This is a genomic window from Rhizobium sp. R635 (assembly GCF_002211285.1).
In the GTDB taxonomy this organism is placed as follows: domain Bacteria; phylum Pseudomonadota; class Alphaproteobacteria; order Rhizobiales; family Rhizobiaceae; genus Rhizobium.
This window is the reverse complement of the sequence record NZ_LOKX01000008.1, coordinates 40968-53821: the sequence shown is the minus strand read 5'-3', so window position 1 is coordinate 53821 and position 12854 is coordinate 40968. Positions and strand designations below refer to the sequence as shown.

The window sequence follows — 12854 nt, the reverse complement described above, 5'->3', positions numbered from 1 at the left end:
CGAACTTGTCAGCCCGTCGCATCTCCATAACTCTATCGAGTATGAGGCAGATGTATAAGTCCGCCGATTCGCTGCCGAATGATTTCAGCCGTTGGAGATGCCCATGGGTATGATGAAGACCGAAGCCAGCCTCGATGAAAAGGCGATCGTCGCCGCCGCCGAGAAGGCGCTCTCCGATATCGCCGCCATCCGCGGAGAAGTCTCGAAGGTGATCTTCGGTCAGGAAAGCGTCGTCGAGAACACCATTCTCGCCGTGCTCTCCGGCGGCCATGCCCTGCTCGTCGGCGTCCCCGGCCTTGCCAAGACCAGGCTGGTGACGACGCTCGGCGAAGTGCTCGGCCTTGCCGCCAACCGCATCCAGTTCACGCCCGACCTGATGCCTTCGGATATTCTCGGCTCCGAAGTGATGGACCAGGACGACACCGGCCGCCGCTCCTTCCGTTTCGTCAAGGGCCCGGTCTTCGCCCAGCTGCTGATGGCCGACGAGATCAACCGCGCCTCGCCGCGCACCCAGTCGGCGCTTCTGCAATCCATGCAGGAGTATCATATCACCATCGCCGGCCAGCGCTACGACCTTCCGGCTCCCTTCCATGTGCTCGCCACCCAGAACCCGCTGGAGCAGGAAGGCACCTATCCCCTGCCGGAAGCCCAGCTCGACCGCTTCCTGCTGCAGGTCGACGTCAATTATCCCGAGCTCGCCGCCGAGCGCCAGATCCTGCTCGAAACCACGGGCCTCGGCGAAACCCGGCCGGAAGCTATCATCGATGCGCAGCGGCTGATCGAGATCCAGACCCTCGTCCGCCAGATGCCGGTGAGCGAGACGGTCGTCGACGCCATCCTTTCGCTGGTGCGCTCCGCCCGCCCCGGGCAGGGCAATGCCTCGACCGACAAGAACGTCGCCTGGGGTCCAGGCCCGCGCGCCGGCCAGGCGATGATGCTCTGCGCCCGCGCCCGCGCGCTCTATGAAGGCCGCCTCGCCCCGTCTCTTGACGATATCTTCGCGCTCGCCGAACCCATTCTCCAGCATCGCATGGCGCTGACCTTCGCCGCCCGCGCCGAAGGCATGTCGGTGCGCGACGTCATCGCCGGACTGGTCAAGCAGGCAAAGGGATAAGGAAGCCGGACGCGTGGCATCTATCGGACAGATCGTCAATCCGACGTCAGGCAGCGATGCCCTTTCCCGCGCAAGGCAGCGGGCCGCCCTCATGCCGGATTGCCTGGTGGAAGCCAAGCGCATCGCCAACACGGTGATTGCCGGCTGGCATGGCCGCCGCAAGCGCGGCATCGGCGAGAATTTCTGGCAATTCCGTCCCTATGCCGAAGGCGAGAGCCTGTCGCGCATCGATTGGCGCCGCTCCGCCCGCGACGATCATACCTATGTGCGCGAGCGCGAATGGGAGGCGGCGCATACGATCTGGCTCTGGTGCGACATGTCGCCCTCGATGATGTACAAGTCGAGCTACGGCAACGTCTCTAAGGAAAGCCGCGCGCTGGTCCTCATGCTGGCGCTTGCCGAAATCCTCTCCCGTTCCGGCGAGCGCATCGGCTGCCCCGGCATCATGGAACCCGCCTCCACGCGCAATGCCGCCGAACGCCTGGCATCGGCGCTGGTACACGCGCCGCTGACCGGCGGCCTGCCGGAAACGGCGATGATCCGCGGCTGGAGCGATCTCGTGCTGATCGGCGATTTCCTCGACGACGCGCCTGCGATCATGGAGCGCCTCGGCCCGCTCGCCCGCCGCGGCCTGCGCGGCCATGTGGTCGAGATATCGGATCCCGCCGAAGAGATCTTCCCCTATAGCGGCCGCACCGAATTCACCGATCCGGAGAGCGGCGCCAAGCTGGTTTCCGGCCGCGCCGAACATATCCGCGAGGCCTATCGCAACGCCTATCTCGCCCGCAGGGAAAGCCTCGGCCAGTCGCTGCGCCATCTCGGCTGGACCTTCACGGCCCACCGCACCGATCATCTTGCTTCCGAAGCGCTGGTCGCTGTGCATATGTATCTCTCCGGCATGCCGGCCAAGGCGACGCATGGAGGGCAGCTGTGAACGCCCTTCCCTTCGCTTTCGCCTATCCCGCCATTCTCGGCGCGCTGATCGCGCTCCCGGTCATCTGGTGGCTGCTGCGGCTGACCCCGCCGCGCCCGAAGGCCGAGGTCTTCCCGCCGCTGAAGATCCTCGCATCCGTGCTGAAGCGCGAGGAGACGCCGGCGCAAAGCCCCTGGTGGCTCACCTTGCTGCGCATGCTGCTCGCCGCCGTCATCATCCTGGCGATCGCCGATCCGGTCTTCAATCCGCGCACCAGCTCGCTCGCATCGGGCGGCCCGCTCGTGCTCTTCGTCGACAACAGCTGGGCGGCCGCACCCGATTGGGAGCGCCGCATCCAGACCGCCGACGCGCTGGTGGACGATGCCGAATCCGCCGGCACGCCGGTATCGATCGCCTTCACCGCAGATCCCACGAACGATGCCGTGCCCGGCACGGCCGCGAGTGCCCGCGACAAGCTGCGCGCCGCCGAGCCGCGGCCGCTGGTCCCGGACCGCGAGCGCGCTTTCCAGGCGCTGCGCGCGGCGCTGAACGGCGTCAAGCCCGGCACCCTCGCCTTCCTCACAGACGGCGCCGCTGCCAAGGCCGATGATCCGACGGTGCGCCAGCTCGCCGAGCTCCAGCCCGCCGATCTGCGCCTCATCCAGGGCGATGCCGCAAAGACGGTTGCCGTCACCGCGGCCAACAATGCGGCCGACGCCATGAGCGTCAAGGTCACGCGGCTCGACAGTTCGCGCCCCACATCGGTGGCGCTCAACGCCGTCGATGCCCAGGGCCGCTCGATCGCCAATGGCACGGTGGATTTCCGTCCCGGCCAGAGCGTCGCCACGAGTTCGATCACCGCTCCCTTCGAGATGCGCAACGATTTCGCCCGCATCAGCGTCGACAACGGCGCGACATCAGGCGCGGTCCACCTGCTCGACGACGCCTTCAAGCGCCGCCGCGTCGTCCTGCTGTCCGGTACGGGAGCCGATGAATTCCAGCCGCTGCTCTCGCCGCTCTACTACATCCAGCGGGCGCTGCAGCCCTATGCGGATATCATCCAGCCCGCCGATTCCGATCTGGCCGTCGCAATACCGAAACTTCTCGCCAGCAATCCTTCGATCATCATCATGGCCGATATCGGCCGCCTGCCGGAGGAGACCTACGAACCTCTGACGCGCTGGATATCGAACGGCGGCATGCTGCTGCGTTTTGCCGGCCCGCGCATGGCGGCAGCCCCGGCGGACGATCCGCTGATCCCCGTGATCCTGCGCCAGGGAGAACGCGCGCTCGGCGGCACATTGTCCTGGAGCGAGCCGCAGTCGCTCGCCGAATTTCCGAATTTCGGGCCTTTCGCCGGAATAGCGCGTCCCGCTGATGTCGTCGTCAAGCGGCAAGTGCTGGCCGAACCGACGCCCGATCTTGCCGAACGCACCTGGGCGAGCCTCGCCGACGGCACGCCGCTGGTGACGATGAAGCAGCTCGCTTCCGGCCAGATCGTCCTCTTTCACGTCACGGCGGAAGCGACCTGGTCCGACCTGCCGATCTCCGGCACCTTCGTCGACATGCTGCGCCATCTCCTGCAGATCTCGCGCTCGGGCGGCGTGACGTCGGAGGCGCGCGGCAACGCGCGTGTTGCCGAAACCCTGCCGCCGTTCCGCATTCTGACGGCCAAAGGCACGCTCGTCTCCGAGACGGGCTCGGCGCGGCCGCTCATTCCGAAGGCCGGAGAAGAACCGACCGCGAATTTCGACAACCCTCCGGGGCTCTACGGTTCGGAAGATGGTTTCACCTCCCTCAACGTGCTGCCCGAGGAGGCCGAATTGAAGCCGCTCGACACGACAGGCACCAACGCCGTGCGCGAAGGCCTGATCGGCGGCGAAAGCTGGTCGGCAAAACCCGCGCTTTTCCTCGCCGCCTTTCTGCTGCTGCTGGCCGATAGCCTGATCGTCCTCTTCATGAACGGCGCCTTCTCGCGCTCGCGCCCGGCTGTCCGCACGGCGGCGATGCTCGCGGTTGCCGTCGCCGCCGGCTTCCTCATGCAGCCCGGCACGCTGCACGCCAACGACTCTCGCCCCGGCGACGACCTCGTCCTGGAGAGGCTCGACAATACCCATCTCGCCTATGTCGTCACCGGCGAGCAGGAGGTGGACGATATATCCGAGCGCGGTCTGGAGGGGCTCACCCAGTTCCTGACCTTCCGCACGACGCTGGAGCCGGCGCCTCCTGTCGGCCTCGACCTCACCAAGGACGAGCTCGCCTTCTATCCGATCATCTACTGGCCGATTTCGGCGACGGCGCCGATGCCGTCCTCGGCCGCGATCAGCCGCATCGACGCCTATATGCGCAATGGCGGCACCGTGCTTTTCGATACGCGCGATCAGATCAGCGCCTTGGACAATGCCGGCAATGTCAGCGCCAACGGCCAGAGGCTGCAGGAAATCCTGGGCAATCTCGACATTCCGCCGCTGGAACCGGTGCCATCGGACCACGTGCTGACGAAATCCTTCTATCTCCTGTCGAGCTTTCCCGGCCGCTATACCGGCAGCCCGCTCTGGATCGAGGCCAGGCAGGGCGGCCGCGAAGCGACCGAAAAATCGGCGGCGACGGCCGACGGCGTTTCGCCGATCCTGATCACCGGCAATGATTTCGCCGGCGCCTGGGCGATCGACGCGAACGGCACGCCGATGTTGCCGACCGTGCCGTCGGATGAAACGCAGCGCGAATATGCCTACCGCTCCGGCGTCAACATCATGATGTACATGCTGACCGGCAACTACAAGACCGACCAGGTTCATGTTCCCGACCTGCTCGAACGGTTGGGGCAATGAGATGACGTTCGATTTTTCGCCCTTCCTGCCCTGGCCGGTCCTGGCGGCGCTCGCCGCCGTCAGCGCAGTTGTCGCCGCCTTTGCGATCTGGCGCGGTATTCGCGGCGCCTGGATCAGGACGCTGGCAGCGGCCGCCCTCCTGATCGCTCTTGCCAATCCCGTGCTGCTGCAGGAGGACCGCGATCAGCTGTCGACGATCGTCCCGGTCATCGTCGACCGCAGCCAGAGCCAGCAGACGCCCGACCGCGTCAAGATGACCGACGAGGCGCTTGCAGCCCTGAAGGGACAGCTCGCCCGTTTTCCGCAGATAGAGCCCCGCTTCGTCGACGTCGAAGGTGACGTCAATTCCGACGTACCCGCCACGCGCCTGTTCGATGCGCTGGCCGCCAACATCGCCGACGTCCCGCCCTCCCGTGTCGGTGGCGCCATCATGCTGACGGACGGCGAGGTCCACGATGTCCCGGCCGCCAATCAGGCGCTCGGTTTCGATGCGCCGATCCATGGCCTCGTGACCGGCAAGCCCAACGAATTCGATCGCCGCATCGAAGTGATCAAGGGGCCGCGCTTCGGCATCGTCAATGAGGAGCAGCAGGTCATTCTGCGCGTCTTCGACGACGGCCCGAGCCCCGGCGGCACCGCCGATGTCGTGGTGAAGATGAACGGCAACGAGATCGCCACCCTGCGCGCCACACCCGGCCAGGATACGCCCTTCTCCTTCAAGGTGCCGGGCGGCGGCAGCAACGTGCTCGAATTCTCGGTCGCCGAGCTTCCCGGCGAAGTCACCGCCGCCAACAACCGCGCCGTCCATGTCATCGACGGCATCCGGCAGAATCTTCGCGTCCTGCTCGTCTCCGGCGAGCCGCATGCCGGCGAGCGCGCCTGGCGCAACCTGCTGAAGTCGGACGCCTCGGTCGATCTCGTCCACTTCACCATCCTGCGCCCGCCGGAAAAGCAGGACGGCACGCCGATCAACGAGCTGTCGCTGATCGCCTTCCCGACGCGCGAGCTCTTCGTCGACAAGATCAAGGATTTCGACCTGATCATCTTCGACCGCTACCAGCATCGCGGCGTGCTGCCGCTGCTCTATTACGACAACATCGCGCAATATGTCGAAAACGGCGGTGCACTGCTGATCGCCGCCGGTCCCGAGCATGCCGGCCCTGATTCCATCGCGATGACGCCGCTTTCCTCGGTGCTGCCGGCCATGCCCACCGGCCAGATGATCGAGAAAGCCTTCTATCCCCGCCTCTCCGAGGAAGGCCGCAAACATCCCGTCACCCGCGGCCTGGACGGTTCGGGCGAGGACCCGCCGCATTGGGGCCGCTGGTTCCGCAGCGTCGATGTCGAAAAGCCCGAGGGCGAGACGATCATGCTCGGCGCCGACAACCACCCGCTTCTGGTGCTGAACCGCTCCGGCCAGGGCCGCGTCGCCATGCTGCTTTCCGATCAGGGCTGGCTCTGGGCGCGCGGCTTCGAAGGCGGCGGCCCGAATGTCTCACTCTATCGCCGTGTCGCCCATTGGCTGATGAAGGAACCGGCACTGGAGGAAGAAGCGCTGACGGCGCGCGCCTCCGGCCGCACCCTTGAAGTCACCCGCCAGACGATCGGCGACAATCCGGGCAACGCCACGGTGCGTTACCCCTCCGGCAAGACCGAAACCCTGCCGCTTTCCCAGACCGAACCCGGCCTCTACAAGGCCGAAAAGCGGATGGATGAGATCGGCCTCTTCGAAATCCGCAACGGCCCGCTTTCGACGCTCGTTCATATCGGCGCCGTCGATGCGCCGGAATTCAAGGCGATGATCTCGACGACGGATGTGCTGAAGCCGGTCGCCGACAGAAGCAAGGGCCTCGTGACCCGCGTCGCCAGTGAAAGCGGCGCGGTCAGCGTCCCGCCGATCCTGCCGGTGCGCGGCCAGGTCCGCGTCTCCGACAGCGATCGGATGATGATCCGCATGACCAGCGAGACGGTTCTGAAGGGTATCAACACGCTGCCGCTCTTTGCCGGTTTTGCCGGCGTCGGCATCCTGCTCTTCGCCTTCGGCGCCATGTGGTGGCGCGAGGGGCGGTAATCCCATGCCGGAATTCGAGCTCACCGCCTCGCCTTCGCCGGAGGAACTCGCGGCGATTACCGATGCGCTCTCGGCTTTCAACGATAGCGATGCCGGCCCTTCGGATCGCCGGCCGCTCGCCGTCCTCATCCGCGACACCGACGGCAAGGTGACCGGCGGCCTGTCGGGCTACACCGCCTGGGGCTGGCTCTTCACCCAGATGCTCTATATTCCCGAGACGCTGCGCCGCACCGGCCTCGCCGGCAAGCTCCTGACAAAGGCCGAAGAAGAGGCGAGAGCCCGAGGCTGCCGCGGCGCGTGGATCGATACGTTCAATCCGCAAGCCCTCAGCGCCTATCTGCGCCAAGGTTACGAAGTCTTCGGTGAGCTTGAGGATTTCCCGAAGGGCCGCACGCGCAGCTTCCTCCGGAAAAATCTCTGATCATCCGTGCCAGGCGATCGTGCCCTTCAGCCGCTCGTGCACGCCCTCGGCGATCGGCACGACGAGCACCCGGCCGGGATCGACGGGGCCCGGAAAGGCAAGCGCGTTGTAAGCCACCTTCTCGAAACCGAGCGGGCCGTAATAGGGCGGATCGCCCACCAGGATGACGGCTTCCGAACCCTTGCGCCTTGCCGCTTCCACCGCAATCCGCACCAATTCACGGCCGATGCCGATGTTCTTGTGGGAGGGGCGGACGGCGAGCGGGCCGAGCAGATGTCCCTTTACCGTGCCGGCGAGCACCGGCGTCATCCGCACGGAGGCGATCGTCTCGCCATTATCGGTGCAGATGAAGGACAGCGACGGATCATGCGGCCCCTGCTCGCGGATGCGCGCGGCAGCCCGCGTGAAACGGCCCGGACCGAAGGCTTCTTCGTTGATGTGTTCGATGGCGGCGTCATGAGACGCGTCTTCAGTGAGATAGACGAGATCGTGCTTGTACATGATGACAGAAACCGGATGGACAGATTGATGGGTCTCGAACACGCCCTGGGCGTTCGGGAGCATCAGCGTCGTCGCGGGTTTCTGGAAATGAACATCAGGTGGGCGTCTCTCAAATCGTGAAAAGGCCGATAGCAGGAAAAATTTCCGTCGTCCAACGCAAAATGCGCCTTCCCGCCAACGCCGTGACACACTGTTCAATCTTTACCGCCTGCAAAGCCCCGCTATCTCAGCTACCTTCCATCCCGGCACGCAAATCGAGGAAATGAAGATCATGGGAATGCTGGTGGACGGCGTCTGGCATGACGCCTGGTACGACACGAAGGAGAGCAAGGGCCAGTTCAAGCGGCAGCCCTCGCAATTCCGCAACTGGGTGACGGCAGACGGCGCGGCCGGCCCTTCGGGCAGCGGCGGCTTCAAGGCCGAGGCCGGGCGCTATCATCTCTATGTCTCGCTCGCCTGCCCCTGGGCGCATCGCACGCTGATCTTCCGCAAGCTGAAGAAGCTGGAGGACCTGGTTTCGGTCTCCGTCGTCGACCCGCTGATGCTCGAAAACGGCTGGGAGTTCAAAGTCGGCGACGGCGCCACCGGCGACCATCTCTTCGGCGCCAAGACTCTCTGGCAGATCTACGTCAAAGCCGATCGGCACTATTCCGGCCGCGTCACCGTTCCCGTCCTCTGGGACAAGCAGACCGGCACGATCGTCAGCAACGAATCGGCCGAGATCATCCGCATGTTCAACAGCGCCTTCGACGGGCTGACGGGCTCGAAGATCGATTTCTATCCGGAGCATCTCAGCGCCGAAATCGACGCGCTGAACGCCACCGTCTACGACAACGTCAACAACGGCGTCTACAAGGCGGGCTTCGCCACCACTCAGGAAGCCTATGAGGAAAATGTCGGCAAGCTCTTCGAAACGCTCGACATTCTCGACGAGCGCCTGGGCAAGGGCCGCTACCTCTTCGGCGACAGCTTGACCGAGGCCGACTGGCGCCTCTTCACGACGCTGGTGCGCTTCGACCCCGTCTATGTCGGCCATTTCAAATGCAACATCCGCCGCATCGCCGATTACCGCAACCTGCCCGGCTACCTCAGGGATCTCTACCAGACATCAGGCGTCGCCGAGACGGTAAACCTGGCGCACATCAAGCAGCACTATTACCGCAGCCACAAGACGATCAACCCGACGGGCATCGTCCCCGCCGGCCCGGTGCTCGATCTCGACAGCCCACATGGCCGCGAAAAGCTTTTCGCGGCTTGATACTCACCAGCGATGGTCGGGCTCCTGCTCGCCCCGCAGCTCGGCGAGGCGGCGATACGTCGCCTCGGTCGTGCCCTCGGGCAGGTCGTCGAGCGAAAAGAACCCGCTGTCGGAGATCTCCCAGTCCGGCGGCCGCGGCGCCGTCTGCTCGACGGTCGCCCGGTAGAACACGACATGGTCGCGCCGGGTGGTCGTGGTGTTGAAATAGACCTGGACCAGCTGCGGCTTGCCGATGATCCGGAGGTTGCCCTCCTCGCGCAGCTCCTTGACCAGCGCTTCTTCGACCGTCTCGTTGCGCTCCAGCCCGCCGCCGGGCATATGCCAGCCGCCGATATAGCTGTGGCGCACGAGGAAAATCCGGCCGTCCGCATCGAAGCACGCAGCCCTGACACCCATGGTCATGCCGCGGGCGAAGGAAAAATAGACATGCAGGAGGCGCAAGGCCAGCCTGATGTGAGGGGGCTTCTCTTTATCCGCCATCGTTCCGTTTCGGCTCTTCATCGCGCCGGATGTGTTTGATTTGTCAATAAGCTGGTCTATGTCTCGTAGCATGTTCAAGCTCGCGCATATTTCCGATGTCCACCTCGGACCACTGCCCCGTCTTTCCATTCAGGAGCTGTTTTCGAAACGCATAACCGGCTTTGTGAACTGGCATCGAAACCGACGCAAGCACCTTTTCGGCAGCACGCTCGATCTATTGCTCGATGATATCCGCGCCCATCAGGCCGATCACCTCGCCGTCACCGGCGACCTCGTCAACCTGGCGAGCGGAATCGAGATCCGCGCCGCCGCCGCGTGGCTGCGCGCGCTCGGCGATCCCGCCGATACCTCGGTCGTTCCGGGCAATCACGACGCCTATGTGCCTGGCGCCTACGAGAAGTCGATGCGCGCCTGGTACGATTATGTCCGCGGCGACCTCGCCCCGCCGCAATGGCAGGAAGATCGTCACATTTTTCCCTATCTGCGTGTCCGCGGCAAGGTGGCGATCGTCGGCTGCTCCACGGCCGTCGCCACGCCCCCCTTCGCCGCCTCCGGCTTTTTCAGCGCGCGCCAGGCCCGCGACACGGTGAACATGCTGCGCGCGGCCGGCGAAGCCGGTCTCTTCCGCGTCGTCATGATCCATCATCCGCCGATCCGCGGCGCCACCACCTTCTACAAACGCATGATCGGCATCCGCCGTTTCGCGGCCGTGATTTCGACCGGCGGCGCCGAGCTCGTACTGCACGGCCACACGCATCTGAACACGCTGCATTGGCTGCGCGGCCAGGTGCAGCCGGTGCCGGTCGTCGGCATCGCGTCGGCCTCGCAGGGACCGGGCAGCATCAAGCCGCCGGCCGCCTACAATCTCTTTTCCATCGATGGCTCTCCGGGCGCCTGGGAGCTCACCGGCGAGCGCTTCAGCGTGAACCGGACAGGCGATGCGATGATGCCGGAAAGCGTCGATATTTTCTCGCCTTAGCGCCGGCTTCGGACTCTTTTTGTGCGGCACTTGAAGCAATCTCGAAAAGGCCCTCACGACCGTCGCAACATTTGCCGTTGAGGCTGATTGTCCCCCTTGGTATTTTGGGCGTTAAGCGTACAATCCGAGCAACTGCATCGCCTCAGAACGGAGCCGCCAATGACTTCCCCCTTCCATCGCCTGTGCAGAACGACCCTTGCCGCCGGCTTTGCCTTCGGCATTGCAACGGCCGCTTTCGCGGTCGGCGACAGCAACGACGACACCAATCCGCCGCCGAAAACCCAGACGACCAAGACCTGCACCGGCGGCAAGGTTTGGGACAAGGCAAAGAAGGAATGCGTCACCCCGAAGAAGAACAGCTTCAACGACGACGATCTCTATAAGTTCGCCCGCGAATTCGCCTATGCCGGCCAGTATGAGAACGCCATCACCGTGCTCGATCTCGCCGACAACCAGAACGACCCGCGCATCCTGAACTATCTCGGCTACGCCAACCGCAAGGCCGGCCGCATGGAGCTCGGCATGTCCTACTACCGCAAGGCGCTGCAGGCCGATGAAAACTACATCCTCGCCCGCTCCTACATGGGCATGGCGCTGGTGGAGCAGGGAGACATCCAGGGCGCCCGCGTCCAGCTCGTCGAAATCCGCGACCGCGGCGGCGAAGGCACCTGGGCCTATCGCGCCCTGCTGCAAAGCTTGAACGGGTACAGGACATATTGACGCAAGCTTTGCGGGCTAAAACATGAATATCCCTTGAGAAAAGGGGATAAGACGACCGGATGCTTGCGAAGTGCAGGAGACTTGCTTCATAAAGCACATGCATCTCCGGTGCCGATAAAGCCGGTTTCGCGCCCGATGGCGAACCCTTCGTCCGCGAAACCATTGTGACTGCTTCTTGGATAGACAATGCGTCAGCCCGCAACGACCATCGACCTCCGCCGTGATCTCGTCGGCCTTCTGCCCCGCCTTCGCCGCTTTGCGATTACGCTCGCCGGCGAAGCGGCCATTGCGGACGAACTTGTTCAGGCCGTCTGTCTGCGCGCCATTGCCAAGGGGCATCAGTGGAACGGCGAAGGCCGGCTGGAAAGCTGGATCTACACGCTCGCCCGCCAGCAATGGGCCGACGACAGCCGCAAGCGCAAGCCGAAGGCATCCGCCCGCGGCAACGTCACCGATATCAGAGAGGCTGCGCGCGAACGTTCTGCCTCGGTCGATCCCGATGCCATCCATCGCATGATCGCCGAAATGCCGGACGGCGTTTCCTCGATCTTCCTGCTCGTCGACGTCGAAGGCCACAGCTATCAGCAGGCGGCCGACATCATGGGCGTCTCCACGGCAAGCGTCGTCTCCCAGCTTGCCACTGCCAGGCTACACTTCGCCGGGCTCGCCGGCACCCACCCCATCCACAGGTACTGAATTGCTCGATCTTAGGAAATTGCCGCTCGAAGCCCAGCTCACCGCCCTTCTCGACGGCGAGGTCTCGCCCGAACAGCGGCACGAACTGGAGCAGCGCCTGGCAAGCGACGAGAATGCGCGCCGCCTGCATGAAAAGCTGCGCCATGGCGCCGATTTCGGCCGCCGCCGCCTCGAAGACGTCCTGAAGGAGCCGGTGCCGCTCGCCCTCGTCCGCTCGATCAAGAGCACACAGCCGCCGAAGACGCCGATCGCCCAGCGCGCCACGCGCCCGCAGGTGAAACTGTCACCGAGCGGCCCGCAGGCGCTGGCCGCCGCCCTCATCCTTTTCGTCGTCGGCTGCGGTATCGGCTATTTCGTCGGTATCAGCCCGGATGCCGACGAGATCGCCACCACGACTGCCACGGCGCCCGCCAACACCAGCGACTGGCTGAGCGACGTCACCGCCTATCAGCGCCTGCTGATCCGCCAGCCGCGCCATCTCGTGGAAGTGCCGGCCTCACAGGCCGAGGAAATCTCCAGCTGGCTGACGACCGCCATCGGCGTGCCCTTCCGCGTGCCCGATCTCAGCGGTGAATCCTGGACCTTCCAGGGAGCCCGCGTCATTCTCGGCGACAGCCGCCCCGTCGGCCAGCTCGTCTATTCCAACAATGACGGCGACATCATCTCCATCTGCTTCCGCAAGGACGCCCAGCCGCCGGAGACCGACGACTTCAAGGAAACGATCAAGGACGAGATCGGCCTGGTCACCTGGCACAATGCCGGCACCTCCTACGTCCTCGCCGGCCCCTCCGCCGAAGCCGCCCTCGATCAGCTCGCCATGAAGATCGCCACGGCGATTTGACGCGGTAGGAAAATCAACGACCAGCGCCA

The 12854-nt window shown here is 64.7% G+C and carries 12 protein-coding genes; 10 read left to right on the top strand and 2 right to left on the bottom strand.

The features are described from left to right. Nucleotides 1–103: 103 nt before the first annotated feature. Genes ATY78_RS08465 through ATY78_RS08445 form a run of 5 tightly spaced genes read left to right on the top strand, consistent with a single transcriptional unit; the run spans nt 104 to nt 7350 of the window. A complete protein-coding gene (locus tag ATY78_RS08465) occupies nt 104–1114 on the top strand; it encodes a MoxR family ATPase (RefSeq protein WP_088681904.1) in 1011 nt (336 codons plus the stop codon). A 13-nt stretch (nt 1115–1127) separates the two neighbouring features. Then, a complete protein-coding gene (locus ATY78_RS08460; RefSeq protein WP_088681903.1) occupies nt 1128–2048 on the top strand; it encodes a DUF58 domain-containing protein in 921 nt (306 codons plus the stop codon). Beyond that, the gene (locus ATY78_RS08455) at nt 2045–4858 is read left to right on the top strand and encodes a DUF4159 domain-containing protein (RefSeq protein ID WP_088681902.1); all 2814 of its coding nucleotides are present in this window, start codon (nt 2045–2047) and stop codon (nt 4856–4858) included. Before ATY78_RS08460 ends, ATY78_RS08455 begins: the two co-directional genes overlap by 4 nt. Before the next feature lies 1 nt (nt 4859). Next, nucleotides 4860–6929: a hypothetical protein gene (locus ATY78_RS08450; protein ID WP_088681901.1), complete on the top strand. Its 2070-nt coding sequence runs from the start codon at nt 4860–4862 to the stop codon at nt 6927–6929. Nucleotides 6930–6933: 4 nt separating this feature from the next. Next, nucleotides 6934–7350 carry a GNAT family N-acetyltransferase gene (locus tag ATY78_RS08445; RefSeq protein WP_088681900.1) on the top strand — a complete coding sequence of 139 codons (417 nt, stop codon included), beginning with the start codon at nt 6934–6936 and terminating at the stop codon, nt 7348–7350. On the opposite strand, the gene ATY78_RS08440 is transcribed toward ATY78_RS08445, so the two are convergent. Continuing rightward, entirely contained in the window at nt 7351–7914 is a 564-nt protein-coding gene (locus ATY78_RS08440) for an N-acetyltransferase (protein WP_088681899.1), read from the bottom strand. Nucleotides 7915–8122: 208 nt separating this feature from the next. Between ATY78_RS08440 and ATY78_RS08435 the strand changes: the two genes are divergently transcribed. Next, nucleotides 8123–9109 carry a glutathione S-transferase family protein gene (locus tag ATY78_RS08435; RefSeq protein ID WP_088681981.1) on the top strand — a complete coding sequence of 329 codons (987 nt, stop codon included), beginning with the start codon at nt 8123–8125 and terminating at the stop codon, nt 9107–9109. A gap of 3 nt (nt 9110–9112) precedes the next feature. Here the strand turns inward: ATY78_RS08435 and ATY78_RS08430 are convergent, their stop codons facing one another. Next, nucleotides 9113–9589, bottom strand: a complete 477-nt coding sequence (locus ATY78_RS08430; RefSeq protein ID WP_190237422.1) for an NUDIX domain-containing protein — start codon at nt 9587–9589, stop codon at nt 9113–9115. A gap of 70 nt (nt 9590–9659) precedes the next feature. Between ATY78_RS08430 and ATY78_RS08425 the strand changes: the two genes are divergently transcribed. The 4 genes from ATY78_RS08425 to ATY78_RS08410 all read left to right on the top strand — a co-directional run bounded on the left by ATY78_RS08425 (nt 9660) and on the right by ATY78_RS08410 (nt 12825). Beyond that, complete coding sequence (locus ATY78_RS08425) at nt 9660–10568, top strand: metallophosphoesterase (protein ID WP_088681897.1); 909 nt, start codon at nt 9660–9662, stop codon at nt 10566–10568. 159 nt (nt 10569–10727) lie between these two features. Beyond that, nucleotides 10728–11288, top strand: coding sequence for a hypothetical protein (locus tag ATY78_RS08420; RefSeq protein WP_088681896.1), 561 nt, complete (start codon nt 10728–10730; stop codon nt 11286–11288). 186 nt (nt 11289–11474) lie between these two features. Beyond that, on the top strand, nt 11475–11984 hold the full coding sequence (locus ATY78_RS08415; RefSeq protein WP_088681895.1) for an RNA polymerase sigma factor: 510 nt from the start codon (nt 11475–11477) through the stop codon (nt 11982–11984). Between the two features lies 1 nt (nt 11985). After that, the gene (locus tag ATY78_RS08410; RefSeq protein WP_088681894.1) at nt 11986–12825 is read left to right on the top strand and encodes an anti-sigma factor; all 840 of its coding nucleotides are present in this window, start codon (nt 11986–11988) and stop codon (nt 12823–12825) included. Nucleotides 12826–12854 lie beyond the last annotated feature (29 nt).